Below are 15735 nucleotides of genomic sequence, written 5' to 3' on the forward strand. Positions count from 1 at the left end.
GGCGCCCCGTCCATCACGCCGTGCCCGACGAACTGAGCCGACGAACTGAGCCGGAAGACGAGCCGAGTGACCGAACGACTGATCATCCAGGGTGCCAGGGAGCACAACCTCAAGGACGTCTCCCTCGACCTGCCGCGCGACGCGCTCGTCGTGTTCACCGGGCTCTCCGGATCCGGCAAGTCCAGCCTCGCCTTCGACACGATCTTCGCGGAGGGCCAGCGGCGCTACGTCGAGTCGCTGTCGGCGTACGCCCGCCAGTTCCTCGGTCAGCTGGACAAACCGGACGTCGACTTCATCGAGGGGCTCTCCCCGGCGGTGTCGATCGACCAGAAGTCCACGTCGCGCAACCCGCGCTCGACCGTCGGCACGATCACCGAGGTGTACGACTACCTGCGGCTGCTCTACGCGCGGGTCGGCAAGCCGCACTGCCCCGTGTGCGGTCGGCCGATCGCGCGGCAGACGCCCCAGCAGATCGTCGACCGGGTGCTGGAGATGCAGGAGGGCGCCCGCTTCCAGGTCCTCGCCCCGGTCGTGCGCGAGCGCAAGGGGGAGTACGGCGAGCTCTTCCGCGAGCTGCAGACCAAGGGCTACAGCAGGGTCAGGGTCGACGGCGTCACCCACTCGTTGGAGACCCCGCCGAAGCTGAAGAAGTACGAGAAGCACACCATCGAGGTGGTCGTCGACCGGCTCGCGGTGAAGAAGTCCGGCCGGCGGCGGCTGACCGACTCCGTCGAGACCGCGCTCGGGCTGTCCGGCGGTCTCGTCACCCTCGACATGGTCGACGTGGCCGACGACGACCCGCACCGCGAGCGCACGTTCTCCGAGCACCTCGCCTGCCTCTACGACGACCTCGACTTCGAGGAGCTCGAGCCCCGGTCGTTCTCGTTCAACAGCCCGTTCGGCGCGTGCCCCGACTGCACCGGGCTCGGCACTCAGCTCGTCGTCGACCCCGAGCTGGTCATCCCCGACACCGACCAGTCGATCGCCGGCGGCGCGATCTCGCCGTGGAGCGGCGGGCACGTCAGCGAGTACTTCGTCCGGCTCCTCCAGGCCCTGGCCGACGCCATGGGCTTCCGGCTCGACACCCCGTGGCGGCGGCTGCCGGCCAAGGCGCGCAAGGCCGTCCTGCACGGCTACCCCGACCAGGTGCACGTCCGCTACCGCAACAGGTACGGGCGCGAGCGGGCGTACTACACCACGTACGAGGGTGTGCTGCCCTACCTCAAGCGCCGCCACGCCGAGGCGGAGAGCGACACCAGCAGGGAACGGTTCGAGGGCTTCATGCGCGAGGTCCCGTGCCCGTCGTGCGACGGCGCCAGGCTGAAGCCGGTCACCCTCGCCGTCACGATCGGCGACAGGTCGATCGCCGACGTGACCAGCATGGCGATCGGCGACGCCTCGGTCTTCCTCCGCGAGCTCGACCTCGGCAACCGTGACCGGCAGATCGCCGAGCAGGTGCTCAAGGAGATCAACGCGCGCCTGGGCTTCCTCGTCGACGTCGGCCTCCACTACCTCACCCTCGACCGCGCGTCCGCCACGCTCGCCGGCGGCGAGGCGCAGCGGATCAGGCTCGCCACCCAGATCGGGTCGGGCCTCGTCGGGGTGCTTTACGTCCTCGACGAGCCGTCGATCGGCCTGCACCAGCGCGACAACCACCGGCTGCTCGACACCCTCGTACGGCTGCGCGACCTCGGCAACACGCTCATCGTCGTCGAGCACGACGAAGACACCATCCGCACGGCCGACTGGGTGGTCGACATCGGTCCCGGCGCGGGCGAGCACGGCGGACAGATCGTCTACGCCGGCGACGTCAAGGGCCTGTACGGCGCGCCCGGCTCGCTGACCGGCGCCTACCTGAGCGGCGAGCGGGAGATCGAGATCCCCGGCATCCGCCGCCCGCGCAGGAGGGGCCGCGAGCTCGTCGTCAAGGGCGCGACCGAGCACAACCTGCGCGACGTCGACGTCGCGTTCCCGCTCGGCTGCTTCGTCCTCGTCACCGGGGTGTCGGGCTCGGGCAAGTCCACCCTGGTCAACGACATCCTCTACGCCTCGCTCGCCAAGCACATCTACGGTGCCAAGACGGTGCCGGGGCGGCACAAGCGGATCACCGGCACCGACCACGTCGACAAGGTGGTGCACGTCGACCAGAGCCCCATCGGCCGCACGCCGCGATCCAACCCGGCGACCTACACCGGCGTGTTCGACCACGTCCGCAAGCTGTTCGCCGCCACCGAGGAGGCGAAGGTCCGCGGCTACCTGCCCGGCAGGTTCTCGTTCAACGTCAAGGGCGGTCGGTGCGAGTCCTGCGCCGGCGACGGCACGCTCAAGATCGAGATGCAGTTCCTCCCCGACGTCTACGTGCCGTGCGAGGTGTGCCACGGTGCGCGCTACAACCGCGAGACGCTCGAGGTGCACTACAAGGGCAGGACGATCTCCGAGGTCCTGGAGATGCCGGTCGAGGAGGCGCTCGAGTTCTTCCGTCCGGTCACCGCCATCGCCAGGCACCTGCAGACCCTCAACGACGTGGGGCTCGGCTACATCAGGCTCGGCCAGCCGGCGCCCACGCTGTCCGGTGGCGAGGCACAGCGGGTGAAGCTGGGGTCCGAGCTGCAGCGCCGGTCGACGGGGCGCACGGTGTACGTGCTCGACGAGCCGACGACCGGTCTGCACTTCGAGGACATCAGCAAGCTGCTCGGCGTGCTCCAGCGCCTCGTCGACACCGGCAACACGGTGATCGTGATCGAGCACAACCTCGACGTGATCAAGTGCGCCGACTGGGTGGTCGACCTCGGCCCCGAGGGCGGGTCCGGCGGCGGCCTCGTGGTCGCCCAGGGCACACCGGAGGACATCGCGGCGAACCCGGAGAGCTACACCGGACGCTTCCTGCAGGAGGTACTCGGCGGCAGGGTCGCGATCGCGCAGTGACCCGACCGCGCATCGTCGCGGTCCACGCCGGTTTTCGGCGCGTCCGGGTGCCGGCGTACGTACGCTCCCCTGCGACGAGGGGAGTGACCATGAGCGTCATACAGCCGCCGGCCGGCCCGATCCCGGACGGCAACCCGTTCGCGACGGGTCGGCACGGACAGGTGAGCGACCTGCTCGCGCGGTATCTCGACGCCGTCGCCCGGCGGCCGGACATGCTGCGGGCCCACGCCGTCGCCACCGCGATGATGCGGCTCGGCCCCGGTGTCCGGGTGCTGGACGCGGGCTGCGGCACCGGCGCGGCGACGGCCGAGCTGGTCGCGGCGGTGCTGCCCGACGGCTCCGTCGTGGGCGTCGACGTCAGCCCCGACTTCCTCGCGGTCGCGCGGCGACGGCTCGACCCGACGCTCCCCCTGCGCTTCCAGGAGGGTGACGTCACGGCGTTGCCGTTCGCCGACGGCGAGTTCGACGTAGTGCGGGCCGAGCGGGTGCTGCAACATCTCGACGACCCGGCGTCGGCGGTCGCCGAGATGACCCGCGTGCTGGTCCCCGGTGGGCGGTTGTGCGTGCTCGACAGCGAGTGGGCGAGCCTGGCCGTCGACGTGGGCGAGGAGCACGTCGCCCTCGTCGACCGGGTGATCGGACACTTCCTCGGCGAGTCGTCCCACGCGCGGACCGGCCGGGCCCTGCGGCGCACGCTGCGCAGGGGCGGTCTGACCGACGTCGACGTGCAGGTCGTGCCGTTCACGTTCACATCGCTGGCGGACGTCGCCGGCATCTTCCCGCAGTTCGACGAGACCATCCCCGCCGAGGCGCGGCTGGTACCGGTCGCCGACCGCGACGCCTGGTTCGCGGCGCTGCACACGGCGGACGCCGCCGGGGAGCTGTGGGTGTGCGCCCTCTCGTACGTCGCCTGCGGGTCCACGCCGGCCTGACCGGCCCCCGGGTCCGTCGGCGTGTCGTTGGCTGTGACTAGGGTGAAGGCGTGGCAGATCCCGCGTCGTACCGTCCCGAACCCGGCGCGGTTCCGGACTCTCCCGGGGTCTACCGGTTCCGCGACGCCCACGGCCGGGTGATCTACGTCGGCAAGGCCAAGGGCCTCCGGTCGCGGCTCAACTCCTACTTCGCCGACGTCCTGCTGCACCCGCGTACGCACCAGATGGTGCGCACCGCCGCGTCGGTCGACTGGGTGGTCGTCAACACCGAGGTCGAGGCGCTCCAGCTGGAGTACTCCTGGATCAAGGAGTACGACCCCCGCTTCAACGTGAAGTACCGCGACGACAAGAGCTACCCGTTCCTCGCCGTGACCCTGCACGAGGAGTACCCGCGGCTCCAGGTCTACCGGGGAGCCAAGCGCAAGGGCGTCAGGTACTTCGGCCCCTACTCCCATGCCTGGGCGATCCGCGAGACGCTCGACCTGATGCTGCGCGTCTTCCCCGCCCGCACGTGCTCGGCGGGGGTCTTCCGCCGTTCGCACCAGATCGGCAGGCCGTGCCTGCTCGGCTACATCGGCAAGTGCTCGGCGCCGTGCGTCGACCGGGTCACGGCGGACGAGCACCGGCAGATCGTCGACGACTTCTGCGACTTCATGTCCGGGCGCACGGGACCGTACATCCGCCGGCTGGAGAAGGAGATGCGCGCGGCGTCGGCCGCGCTCGACTACGAGCGGGCGGCGCGGCTGCGCGACGACATCGGCACGCTCAACCGCGCGCTCGAGAAGCAGGCGGTCGTCCTGTCCGACGGCACCGACTGCGACGTCGTCGCGCTCGCGCAGGACGACCTCGAGGCCGCCGTGCAGGTGTTCTACGTGCGCGGCGGACGCGTCCGCGGGCAGCGCGGCTGGGTCGTCGACAAGGTCGAGGACGTCACGACCGGCGACCTCGTCGAGCAGTTCGTGACCCGCACGTACGGCGACGGCGACGTGCCGCGAGAGCTCCTCGTGCCCGCGCTGCCGGGCGACCTGACGGCCGTGGAGGCGTGGCTGTCCGAGCGCCGGGGCGGCGGGGTCGCGCTGCGGGTGCCGCAACGCGGCGACAAGCGCATCCTCCTGGAGACGGTCGAGAAGAACGCGCAGCACTCGCTCGCCCTGCACAAGACGAGACGCGCGGGCGACCTCACCGCGCGCAGCCTGGCGCTCCAGGAGATCCAGGAGGCGCTGGCCCTCGGCGAGGCGCCGCTGCGCATCGAGTGCGTCGACGTGTCCAACCTGCAGGGCAGCGACGTCGTGGCGTCGATGGTGGTCTTCGAGGACGGACTGGCCCGCAAGTCCGAGTACCGCAGGTTCACCGTGAAGGGTCTCGCCGGACAGAACGACGTCGCCTCGATCCACGAGGTCGTGACCCGCCGGTTCCGGCGGTTGCTCGAGAGCCGGCAGCAGACCGGCGAGCTCGACGTCATGGGCGCCGAGACCGGCGGTGAGGCGGACGCCGTCGACCACGGCCCGATCGACCCCGAGACCGGCCGGCCGCGCAAGTTCGCCTACCCGCCGAACCTGTTCGTCGTCGACGGCGGAGCGCCGCAGGTCGCCGCGGCGCAGCGCGCGCTCGACGAGCTCGGCATCGACGACGTCGCCGTCTGCGGGCTCGCGAAGCGCCTCGAGGAGGTCTGGCAGCCGGGCCAGTCCGACCCCGTGATCCTGCCCCGCACGAGCGAGGGACTGTACCTCCTGCAACGTGTTCGCGACGAAGCGCACCGTTTCGCTGTTACGTTTCACCGCCAACGACGATCCAAGGGCATGACGCGTAGCGTGTTGGACACCGTGCCCGGGCTGGGCGACACGCGACGCAAGGCGCTGCTCCGTCACTTCGGGTCGTTGAAGAAGCTGCGGGAGGCGTCGGTGGACGAGATCACCACCGTGCCCGGGATCGGCCGTCAGACCGCGGAGTCGGTGGTCGCGGCGTTGGAACGGAGCACCGGGACCTAGGGTTCCGGTGGGGGGAGAGCTGGTGAACACCGACGAGACCGCCATGGGGGGCGTCGACGCGAAGCCGGGGGGACCGCCCCCGGACATCGTGCTCGTCACGGGCATGTCCGGGGCGGGCCGCAGCACGGCGGCGAACTACCTCGAGGACCTCGACTGGTACGTCGTCGACAACCTGCCGCCGGCGCTGATCGGCACGCTCGCCGACCTCGGCGCGCGCACGCAGGGCGCGATCGCGCGCCTCGCGGTGGTCATCGACGTCCGCAGCCGCGCGTTCACCTCCGACCTGCTGGAGTCCGTGCACGAGCTGCGGAAGCGCGGCGTGCTCACGAAGGTCCTGTTCCTGGAGGCCGCCGACGCCGTCCTCGTGCGCCGGTACGAGAGCGTCCGCCGGCCGCACCCGCTGCAGAGCGGCGAGGGCATCATCGACGGCATCGCCAAGGAGCGCGAACGACTCGGTGCCGTTAGGGGCGAGGCCGACCTCGTCATCGACACCAGCGACCTCAACGTCCACGAGCTGCGGCACAAGATCGTGCAGGCGTTCTCCGGGCCCGACGAGCCCCGGCTGCGCGTGACGGTGATGTCGTTCGGCTACAAGTACGGCCTCCCCGTCGATGCCGACATGGTGGCCGACTGCCGCTTCCTGCCCAACCCGCACTGGGTGCCCGAGCTGCGCGCGCTGACCGGACAGGATGACCAGGTGCGCGACTACGTCCTCGGCCGGGAGGGCGCCACCGAGTTCGTCGACACCTACGTCGAGCTGCTGTCGATCGTGGAGCGGGGCTACGTCAACGAGGGAAAGCGGTTCTCGACCTTCGCCGTAGGCTGCACGGGAGGCAAGCACCGGAGCGTCGCCATCGCCGAGGCCCTCGCCCATCGGCTCGCTGGCAACGGCGTCGACGTGCACGTCCACCACCGGGACCTCGGCCGCGAGTAGCGACGTGAGAGGGCAGACGCAGATGAGAGCTGGACCGCGGGTCGTCGCGCTGGGCGGCGGGCACGGTCTGTATGCGTCGTTGTCCGCGTTGCGTCGTGTGACGAGAAACCTCACCGCGGTCGTCACCGTCGCCGACGACGGCGGATCGAGCGGCCGGCTGCGCAAGGAGTTCGGCGGGCTGCCGCCCGGTGACCTGCGCATGGCGCTCGCTGCGCTGTGCCGCAGCGACCAGTGGGGACAGACGTGGAGCCGCGTGGTCCAGCACCGGTTCGCGAGCGACGGCCCGCTCGACGGGCACGCGCTGGGCAACCTGCTGATCGTGAGCCTGTCGCAGCAGATGGGTGAGCCGATCGCCGCGCTCGACTGGGTGGGCCGCCTGCTCGGCGCGCAGGGCCGCGTGCTGCCGATGTGCTCCCGGCCGCTCGGCATCCGCGCGCGGGTGCGCGAGCGCGACGACCACGGACGCACCAGGGTCCGCGTCGTCGACGGGCAGGTCGCCGTGGCGACCGCCACGGGGCAGGTGCTCTCCGTGCAGATCGTGCCGGACGACCCGCCGGCGTGCCCCGAGTCGCTGGCGGCGGTCGGCTGCGCCGACTGGGTGGTGCTCGGGCCCGGCTCCTGGTTCACCAGCGTCCTGCCGCACCTGATGGTGCCGGAGCTCGCCGACGCCCTGGTGTCGACCCCGGCGCGCAAGGTGGTCGCGCTCAACCTCGTCCCGCAACAGGGGGAGACCGAGGGCTTCTCGCCGGAGAAGCACCTCGCGGTCCTCGCCGAGCACGCACCCGAGCTGCGGATCGACGCCGTCGTCGCCGACGAACGGGTGACCGACGACGAGAACGGCCTGGCCGAGGCGGCGAAGGAGCTGGGCGCGGAGCTCGTGCTCGCCAAGGTCGGCATGGCCGACGGCACGCCCCGCCACGACCCGCGGCGGCTGGCGGGCGTCTACCGCGCCCTGTTCGCGAAGCACGACAGTGCCAACGACAGGGCCATCGAGAACGACAGTGTTGGGGCCGATTCGTCGGCCGAGTCGAGAGGACGTAGCTGATGGCGATGACGCCTGCGGTCAAGGACGAGCTCGCACGAGTCTCGGTCACCAAGCCGTGCTGCCGCAAGGCGGAGGTCGCGAGCATGCTCAGGTTCGCCGGCGGGCTGCACCTGGTCGGCGGCCGGATCGTCGTCGAGGCCGAGCTCGACACCGGCGTCGCCGCACGTCGCCTCCGCAAGGACATCTCGGAGGTGTACGGCCACACCTCCGAGCTGGCCGTGATCGCGGCCGGCGGGCTGCGCAAGGGGAGCCGCTACATCGTCCGCGTCGACCGCGACGGCGAGCAGCTGGCCCGGCAGACCGGGCTCGTCGACGGCCGTGGCCGCCCGGTGCGCGGACTGCCGCCGCAGATCGTCTCGGGATCGACCTGCGACTCGGAGGGCGCCTGGCGCGGTGCGTTCCTCGCCCACGGCTCGCTGACCGAGCCCGGCCGGTCGACCGTGCTCGAGATCACCTGCCCGGGCTCGGAGGCGGCACTCGCGCTCGTCGGCGCGGCGAGGCGTCTCGGGATCGGCGCCAAGGCACGAGAGGTCCGCGGGGTCGACCGGGTGGTCGTCAAGGACGGCGACGCGATCAGCATGCTGCTCACCAGGCTCGGTGCCCACGACAGCGTCCTCGCCTGGGAGGAGCGCAGGCTGCGGCGCGAGGTGCGGGCCACGGCCAACCGGCTCGCAAACTTCGACGACGCCAACCTGCGCCGGTCGGCCCGTGCGGCGGTCGCGGCGAGTGCGCGGGTGCAGCGCGCCCTGGAGATCCTCGGACCCGACGTGCCGAAGCACCTGAAGGAGGCCGGCGACCTCCGCGTCGGGCACCAACAGGCGAGCCTGGAGGAGCTCGGTCAGCTGGCCGTGCCGCCGCTCACCAAGGACGCCATCGCCGGCCGGATCAGGCGGCTGCTCGCGATGGCCGACAAGCGCGCGTCCGACATGGGCATCCCCTCGACCGAGGCCTCGCTGCCCGCCGACGTGATGGGCTGAGCGTCCGCACCCCTCACCCGACGGAGCTGGCCGGGGCCTTCCAGGTGTTGCAGCCCTTGACGTCGCCAGGCCAGCCATTCGTGGTCCATCGGCGGTTGCTGCTCGAGGAGCCGTAGAGCCGCTTCTTCGGGTCACCCTTGGTCTTCGGGTTGATCTCGTCGCCGTTCTGGTGGGCGAGGATGCGCTTCTGGTCGAGCTGCATGGTGGTCGCGTTGGTGCCGAGGAACGCGGCGCCGAGGCACTGCGCCTGCAGCTCCATCCGGCGGTTGAGCAACGTGTACGCGGGCACGTCCTCGGGGTAGCTCTCGTTGTACCGCGTGTTGAACGTCGGCCACAGACCGATCAGCGACTGGACGTGGTGCCCGAACTCGTGGGCCGGGATCTGCTTCACGTAGTCCGCGTCCTTGATCTGCGCCGTGACGCCGAGGGAGAAGTACAGCGTCCGGTTCGTCGGACAGTACAGCGACGGGAGTGTGCCGGCGCCGGCCTTCTCGGCCGCCTCGCTGCACGGGTTGGAGCCGATGACGCCCTTGCTCACCTCCACCGCCGGCTGCTGGAACGCCATGCCGCCCTTGACCAGCTGGGCCTGCCAGGTCATGACGAGGCAGGGGAGCACGGCCTTCAGGTAGGCGGCGTACCGCCGCGGGTCGGTGGAGGTGAGCGTGGCCTTGCAGTCGACGCCCGTCAGCGGGCCCGTGCGGTAGAGCAGGTTGTCCTCGGGCGAACCGCCGCTCTCCAGACCGGACACCGAGCCCGACGGCACTCCTGACCCGGTCAGGAAGTTGCCCGGGGTCGAGGGCAGCGTGGCGCCGGAGGGCAGGCCGGACGGCAGGTTGCTGGGCAGGGACCCGGACGGCAGGCCGCTGGGCAACGACCCGGACGGCAGCGAGGTCGGCCCGCCGGACGCGATCGGCTCGGACTCGGAGCCCTTGCTGAGCAGACCGGCGAACACCGCGACGCCGGCGACGAGCAGGACGCAGAGTCCGCCGCCGACGAGGATGGTCGGCAGGCCGCCCTGCCGTCGTCCCGGACGGCGCGCGCCGGGCGAGGGAGTGCTGAACATCCCGTAGCCGGGCGGCGTGGGACCCCCGGGCGGCGGTACCGGCGGTGGCAGCGGCGCGTCCATCGTGGGACCGGGCGTCGGCGACGGACGATCGTCCGACGGGAGACGCGGGGGTCCGGGTGTCCCGCTCATCGGCGGTCGCAGCGGTGGATCGGCGGCACCGTCATGCCACCCGCTTGGCGGAGGCGGACCAGGTGTTGCACCACCCGGCGTTCCGCTGGTTCCAGCCGCGGGTCATCGACCACAGGAAGTTGTTCCTGCCGTTGCCGTGGGTGCGGTACTCCGGGTGGTTCTTCACCCCGGGAATCGCCTCGTCGCCGTGCCTGTTCTGGGCGGCGATCTGTGACCTACTCAGGTTCATCGTGTTGGCGTTGGCGGAGAGGAACGCGCCGTAGAAGCACTGCGCCTGGAGCTCCATGCGCCGCGAGAGCCTCGTGCGGGCCGCGTCGCTCGAGGCCTTGAAATGGCGCTGGTTGCGCACCTCGCTGATCCCGGTGACCGACTGCACATGGTGGGCGTACTCGTGGGCCGGGGTGCCGAGGGCGAAGTCCACGCGCTGCGTGGCGGTCTCGGGCAGGTTGTAGTAGATCGTCTCATTGGTCGAGCAGTAGAACGCGGCCGGCACGTAGCCGATGTCGGAACTGGAGCACGGCGAGTTACCGCCCTTCTTGCTCCGCGACATCACTGTGCTGGGGGCGCGGTGCTCAATTCCCTGCCGGGCGAGCTGTATCTTGTACGCCTTGTTCAGGCAGCTGGTGATCCGGCGGACGTACTTGCTGTACGGCCCGGGCGAGGTGGACCGCAGGCGTGCCGTGCAGCGGACGCTCTTCATGGTGCCGGTCTTGTAGAGCTTGTTGTTCTCCGGGGTGCCGTAGCTGCTGCCCTCTTCCCCCGTCGAGCTCGAGGTGCTGGTCGGGACCGAGGAGAAGCTGAAGGTCGCGCCGGTCGGGGCCGACGAGGCCGATGTGGTCGAGGTCGAGGTCGAGGAGGAGGACGACGACGTCGGGACGAACCCGGTCGACGTGGCCTGGCTCGTCGGCTCCTCGTCGCCGGTGGTGGCGACGACGACGGCGATGACGATGATGAGGAGCGCGCAGAAGCCGCCGCCGCCGAGCAGGATCGGCAGCAGCGGTGACTTGCGCCTCGGGGGCGGCGGTCCGAAGCCGCCGGGTCCGGTCGGTCCGCCGGGCATCCGTGGTGGTCCGGGCGGCGGACCGTACGGTCCGCCGGGTCCGCCGGGTCCTCCGGGTGGCGGTCCGTAGGGTCCGCCGGGCGGTGGTCCATAGGGCCCGCCAGGCCCGCCGGGTCCGCGTGACCCGGGCGGGGGCATGGGCGGTGGCGCGGGTGGCTGCACGGGGCGCATCGGGCGTGCCGGCGGCGGCGGTGGTCGTCGGCCCGGGGGCGGTGGTGCCATGCCGGGCACGCCGCCACCGCCCGGGCCGGGAGGTGGCGGGACCGGTGCGGGTCGGGGAGGACCGGGCTGGGGGAGCGGTGGACCGAGAGGCCCCTGGTGGTGTCCACCGGGCTGCCAGGCGCCGGACATCGATCCCTGCTCTCCGTATCGGCACGGGTACGTCGTCGCAGACATTAGCGGATGATCAGGCGAGGAGGTGCCGCTGGACCGCCGTCCGGCAGACCCGGGACGGAATCTCCCTCCGCCTCATGCCACCTGCCGGGCCGGCGAGCGCCAGGTGTTGCACGCGACGACGTCGCGGCGGTCCCAGCCGCGGGCGAGGAACCAGCGCGCGTTGCTGCGGAAGGTGCCGTGGGTGCGCAGCGACGGGTCGTCGTCGATGCCGTCGACCGCCTCGTCGCCGGTGTGCTCGACGCTGTCCGCCATCGCGGCCCGTGAGACCCGCATGGTGGGGGCGTTCGCACCGACGAACGTGCCGGCGAGGCACTGGGCCTGCAGCTCCAGCCGCCTGGTGAGGAGCGTGTAGCTCGCCACGTCGGACGGATAGACGGTGCTGTAGCGGCTGGTGTAGACCTCGCTGATTCCCACGACCTGCTGGATATGGTGCGCGTACTCGTGGGCGGTCGCGGAGACGAGGTACTCGCGGTTCTTCGGCATGGCGAGCTTCGCCGCTCCCGGCAGGGAGTAGTAGATGGTGCGGTTCGCCGGGCAGTAGAAGGCGATCGGCGTGTACCCGCTGGCCGCGCTCCGGCACGGCGACGACGGGTTGCCCTCGCGCGCGACCACGAGTCCCGGCTCGGCGTACGCGATCCGTTGCCTGGCCAGCTGCGCCCGCCAGGCCCGGTTCAGGCAGCCGGTCGACTCCCGGACGAAGGCCTCGTACGGTCCGGGACGCGACGACCTGAGGTCGGCGCCGCAGTCGACGCCGGCCATGCGACCGGTGCGGTAGAGCGCGTTGCCCTCCGGCTCGCCGTAGCGGTGCGACTCGCCGGTTGGTGACGACGACGCGCTCGCGGTCGACTGTCCCCGGTGGCTCGGCCTGGCGGTGGGGTGGTCGCTGCCGACGAGTGCGCCGAGGACGGCGGCGACGATGACGAGGAGCAGGAAGGCACCGCCGCCGGCGAGGAGCAGCAGGGGAGCGGGTGGATGCGCGTGGTGCCGTTCGGGGAGCGGATGCGTGGGCCACGGCTCGTGAGCGGCCGAACGGCTGACCGCGACCGGCGCCGGTGTCCGCTCGGCACCGGACTCCGCGCGAGGGGGGACGGCAGGCGGAGGCAACGGCGGGCGCGGGCGACTTGGTGTGCGGTCGCTAGCGGTCATCGCCCTCCCACCTCCGTCGTCGGTCTCAGCCCACCTCGTCCTCGGCGGCCGTCCAGGTGTTGCACGCACCGGCGTCCTTCTTGTCCCAGCCCTCGTTCATCAACCAGCGCGTGTTGTTCACCGGCTTGCCGTGGGTGCGGTTCGCCGGGTCGCTGTCGTCCGGGTCGTCGCCGGTCCGTTTCGCCATCGCCTCGAGCTTCCCCCGGTCGACGTTCATCGAGCCGGAGTTGGGTGACAGGAAGATACCGGCGAGGCACTGCGCCTGCAGCTCGCTGCGCCGGGTCAGCAGCGTGGTCGCCGCGGTGTCGCCCTGCTTCTCGTAGTACCGGTTGTTGTAGGTCTCGTTGATCCCGGTGAGTGTCTGCACGTGGTGGGCGTACTCGTGGGCGGGGGTGCGCAGCACGTGATAGGCGGGGCTCTCGGTCGCCGCCGGCATGTTGTAGTAGATCGTCTGGTTCGTCGGGCAGTAGAAGGCCGCCGGGACGTAGCTGGCGCCAGAGCTCTGGCACGGCGACGACGGGTTGTTCGACTCGGAGTAGACCGCGCTCGGCTTCTGGAACGTGATGCCCTGCTTGGTCAGCTGCGCCTCCCACGCCTGGTCGAGGCACGCCTGGATCTTCTCGCCGTACTCCTTGTAGTCCGCGCTCGTGAACGGGTCGGACAGCTGTGCGGAGCAGTTCACACCGTCCATCACGCCGGTCTCGTAGACCTTGTTGTCCTCCGGCGTGCCGTACTGGCCGCCCACCTCGCTGCCCGAGGTCGTCTCGGTGCTCGTCGCGGTGCCCGTCTCGGTGCTGTAACTGCTGGGTTGGTACGACGAGGCCGAGGCCGTCGAGAAGGTATAGGACGACTGCGACGTCGGCTCGTCGTTGCCTCCGCCGATGGCGGCGACGATCGCGATGATGATGATGAGGAAGGCGAAACCGCCGCCGCCGAGGCCGAGGATGAGCGGCAGGGGCGACTTCTTCCGCGGGGGGCCGCCGTACGGGCCCATCGGGCCGTATGGGCCCGTGGGACCCATCGGCCGCCCGGGACCACCTGGTCCCATCGGACCGCCTGGCGGTGGGCCACCGGGACCCATGGGCCCGCCGAAGCCGGGCGGGCCGGGTCGCGGACCGACGCCACCGGGCGGTGGTGCGGGCGGTGGTGCCGGCGAGGGCGGCGGACCGAGGGGGCGTTGGTGCGGCGGCGGATAGCCGGGCCCCGGCTGCCTGGGCGGTGGTGGCGGGTACCCGGGCCCCGGCCGCCTGGGCGGTGGCGGCGGGTACCCGGGCCCCGGGCCCTGCCGCGGCGGTGGCACGGGTGCCGGTTGAGGGCGCCCCACCGGAGGCAGGTGCGGCGGTCGCTGACCCGGTCCCGGCGGTGGTCCGCCCGGCCCCCAAGGTCCACTCATCGACTGTTCTCCTCTGTACAGATGGTGCGTGGACGGGCGGTCGGCGATGCCTCGGTCAGGCGACTCTCGAGGAGTTCGCCGTCCAGGTGTTGCAGGATCCGGCCTTCGACGTGTTCCACCCACGGTTGAACCAGTAGCCGTTGTTGCGGAACTGTCCGTGCGTGCGGTACTTCGGGTTCTGCTTCCAGCCCTCGACCGCGTTGTCACCGGTGTGCGCGGCGCTGTACTTCTGTTTGCTCGCGGACAGGTTCATCGTCGAGGCGTTGCGTCCCATGAACATCCCGGCCAGGCACTGCGGCTGCAGCTCCATCCTCCGGTTGATCCGCGTGTACTTGCCGACGTTCGGGTAGGCGGCGTTGTAGCGCTCGCTGTAGACGTCCCACATACCCATCAGGGTCTGGACGTGGTGCCCGTACTCATGGGCAGCGGTCTCCATCATCCAGTCGCGGTACTCGCCGATGGGGTACTTGCGCACCTGGCTCGTGGAGAAGTACATGGTCTCGTTGGTGGAGCAGTAGAACGCCATCGGAACGTACCCGGCGTTGCCGCCGCTGCACGGTGAGGTGGGGTTCGACGACACGACGACGCCCGGCTTGCGGTGCTCCATGTTCTGCGAGGCGAGCACCGGAGCCCAGGCCTTATCCAGGCATTTCGTGACGGACGTCGCGTACCTCCGGTACGCGCTCGCCGAGTTGGACCTGAGGTTCGCGCGGCACCGGACGCCCTTCATCGTCTTGGTCTTGTAGATCTTGTTCCGCTCCGGCGAGCCGTAGCCGGTCTCTCCCGGGTCGGTGGTGGAGCTCGACGGCGAGCTGTACGTGGGGGAGTACGAGGAGTACGAGAAGCTGTAGGTGGACGACGGCGAGTACGACGAGTACGAGTACGTGGGGGAGTACGAGGAATAGCTGTAGCTGTAGGTCGATCCCGAGGTGGGCTCGTCGTTGCCGCCGGCGACCGCGGCGACGATCGCGATGATGATGATGAGGAAGATGAACGCGCCGCCACCGCCGAGGAGGATCGGCAGCAGCGGTGACGACTTCTTCCGCGGCGGCCCGCCGTACGGACCCATCGGCCCCATGGGACCCATCGGCCCACCGGGTCCCCGGGGCGGCCCACCGGGTCCGCCGGGACCGCCTGGCCCCATCGGCGGTCCGCCGGGCCCGCGGGGTGGCCCGCCCGGGCCCATCGCGCCGGGCGGAGGAGGGGGCGTCGGCCGCGGGCCCATGGCTCCCGGCGGCGCGGCGGGCGGTGGTGCGGGTGACCGCGGTGGTCCGAGCGGGCGCGGTGGCGGAGGCGGGGGTCCTGGGCGCCCACCCCGTGGCGGCGGTGGCGGCGGGTACGCGGGCCCGCCGCCGTGGCGAGGTGGCGGCGGCGGTGCGGCACCGCGGGGAGGCGGTACGGGTGCCGGGCGCGGTGGTCCGGGCGGCGGCATGCGCGGTGGGCCGGGTGGAGGAGGCGGCTGGCCAGGACCCGGTGGGCGTCCGGGGCCCGGCGGTCGTCCAGGGCCTGGAGGTTGTCCGCCCGGTCGCGGCCCGCCCGGTCCCCACCCGCTGCCACTCATCGACCTGTCCCTCCCGGCTGTCACGTGCGGTCGCATTGGCGACGGCGCGACCACGGTGCAGGCTAGGTGAGACGGGCCTCCCGGACGCAAGCTGGGACGCCACCAGGCGCACCGTGTGTGCCCGCACGGCCGCAGCCTAGTAGGTTCTCCCTCGCATAGGGTCGCGACCCGTACTCTCGTTGG

Annotated in this window: 13 protein-coding genes; 8 read left to right on the forward strand and 5 right to left on the reverse strand. The window is 71.4% G+C overall.

Annotated features, from left to right (window positions below):
* Nucleotides 1-66: 66 nt before the first annotated feature.
* The 6 genes from uvrA to whiA all read left to right on the forward strand — a co-directional run bounded on the left by uvrA (nucleotide 67) and on the right by whiA (nucleotide 8801).
* Nucleotides 67-2925, forward strand: a complete 2859-nt coding sequence (gene uvrA, locus GEV10_00435) for an excinuclease ABC subunit UvrA (GenBank protein ID MQA76943.1) — start codon at nucleotides 67-69, stop codon at nucleotides 2923-2925.
* A gap of 89 nt (nucleotides 2926-3014) precedes the next feature.
* On the forward strand, nucleotides 3015-3857 hold the full coding sequence (locus tag GEV10_00440; protein MQA76944.1) for a methyltransferase domain-containing protein: 843 nt from the start codon (nucleotides 3015-3017) through the stop codon (nucleotides 3855-3857).
* Between the two features lie 50 nt (nucleotides 3858-3907).
* Nucleotides 3908-5845, forward strand: coding sequence for an excinuclease ABC subunit UvrC (gene uvrC / locus GEV10_00445; GenBank protein ID MQA76945.1), 1938 nt, complete (start codon nucleotides 3908-3910; stop codon nucleotides 5843-5845).
* Nucleotides 5846-5888: 43 nt separating this feature from the next.
* Nucleotides 5889-6779: an RNase adapter RapZ gene (rapZ, locus tag GEV10_00450; GenBank protein ID MQA76946.1), complete on the forward strand. Its 891-nt coding sequence runs from the start codon at nucleotides 5889-5891 to the stop codon at nucleotides 6777-6779.
* 22 nt (nucleotides 6780-6801) lie between these two features.
* Nucleotides 6802-7824 (forward strand): uridine diphosphate-N-acetylglucosamine-binding protein YvcK, encoded by a 1023-nt coding sequence (gene yvcK / locus GEV10_00455; GenBank protein MQA76947.1) that lies wholly within the window; start codon nucleotides 6802-6804, stop codon nucleotides 7822-7824.
* Entirely contained in the window at nucleotides 7824-8801 is a 978-nt protein-coding gene (gene whiA / locus GEV10_00460; GenBank protein ID MQA76948.1) for a DNA-binding protein WhiA, read from the forward strand. The genes yvcK and whiA overlap by 1 nt, the downstream gene beginning before the upstream one ends.
* Before the next feature lie 13 nt (nucleotides 8802-8814).
* Here whiA and GEV10_00465 read toward each other — a convergent pair whose 3' ends face one another.
* Together GEV10_00465 and GEV10_00470 are read right to left on the reverse strand one after the other, a co-directional pair.
* Nucleotides 8815-9996, reverse strand: a complete 1182-nt coding sequence (locus GEV10_00465) for a hypothetical protein (protein MQA76949.1) — start codon at nucleotides 9994-9996, stop codon at nucleotides 8815-8817.
* A 31-nt stretch (nucleotides 9997-10027) separates the two neighbouring features.
* Nucleotides 10028-10696, reverse strand: coding sequence for a hypothetical protein (locus tag GEV10_00470; GenBank protein MQA76950.1), 669 nt, complete (start codon nucleotides 10694-10696; stop codon nucleotides 10028-10030).
* A gap of 73 nt (nucleotides 10697-10769) precedes the next feature.
* On the opposite strand from GEV10_00470, the gene GEV10_00475 reads away from it, so the two are divergent.
* On the forward strand, nucleotides 10770-11126 hold the full coding sequence (locus GEV10_00475; protein ID MQA76951.1) for a hypothetical protein: 357 nt from the start codon (nucleotides 10770-10772) through the stop codon (nucleotides 11124-11126).
* Nucleotides 11127-11524: 398 nt separating this feature from the next.
* Here GEV10_00475 and GEV10_00480 read toward each other — a convergent pair whose 3' ends face one another.
* The gene (locus GEV10_00480) at nucleotides 11525-12598 is read right to left on the reverse strand and encodes a hypothetical protein (GenBank protein MQA76952.1); all 1074 of its coding nucleotides are present in this window, start codon (nucleotides 12596-12598) and stop codon (nucleotides 11525-11527) included.
* A 25-nt stretch (nucleotides 12599-12623) separates the two neighbouring features.
* Nucleotides 12624-13592, reverse strand: coding sequence for a hypothetical protein (locus GEV10_00485; protein ID MQA76953.1), 969 nt, complete (start codon nucleotides 13590-13592; stop codon nucleotides 12624-12626).
* Here GEV10_00485 and GEV10_00490 point away from each other — a divergent pair.
* Nucleotides 13543-13794, forward strand: coding sequence for a hypothetical protein (locus GEV10_00490; GenBank protein ID MQA76954.1), 252 nt, complete (start codon nucleotides 13543-13545; stop codon nucleotides 13792-13794). The genes GEV10_00485 and GEV10_00490 overlap by 50 nt on opposite strands.
* Before the next feature lie 252 nt (nucleotides 13795-14046).
* On the opposite strand, the gene GEV10_00495 is transcribed toward GEV10_00490, so the two are convergent.
* Nucleotides 14047-15552 (reverse strand): hypothetical protein, encoded by a 1506-nt coding sequence (locus tag GEV10_00495; GenBank protein ID MQA76955.1) that lies wholly within the window; start codon nucleotides 15550-15552, stop codon nucleotides 14047-14049.
* Nucleotides 15553-15735: the final 183 nt, after the last annotated feature.

Source organism: Streptosporangiales bacterium, from assembly GCA_009379955.1.
In the GTDB taxonomy this organism is placed as follows: domain Bacteria; phylum Actinomycetota; class Actinomycetes; order Streptosporangiales; family WHST01; genus WHST01.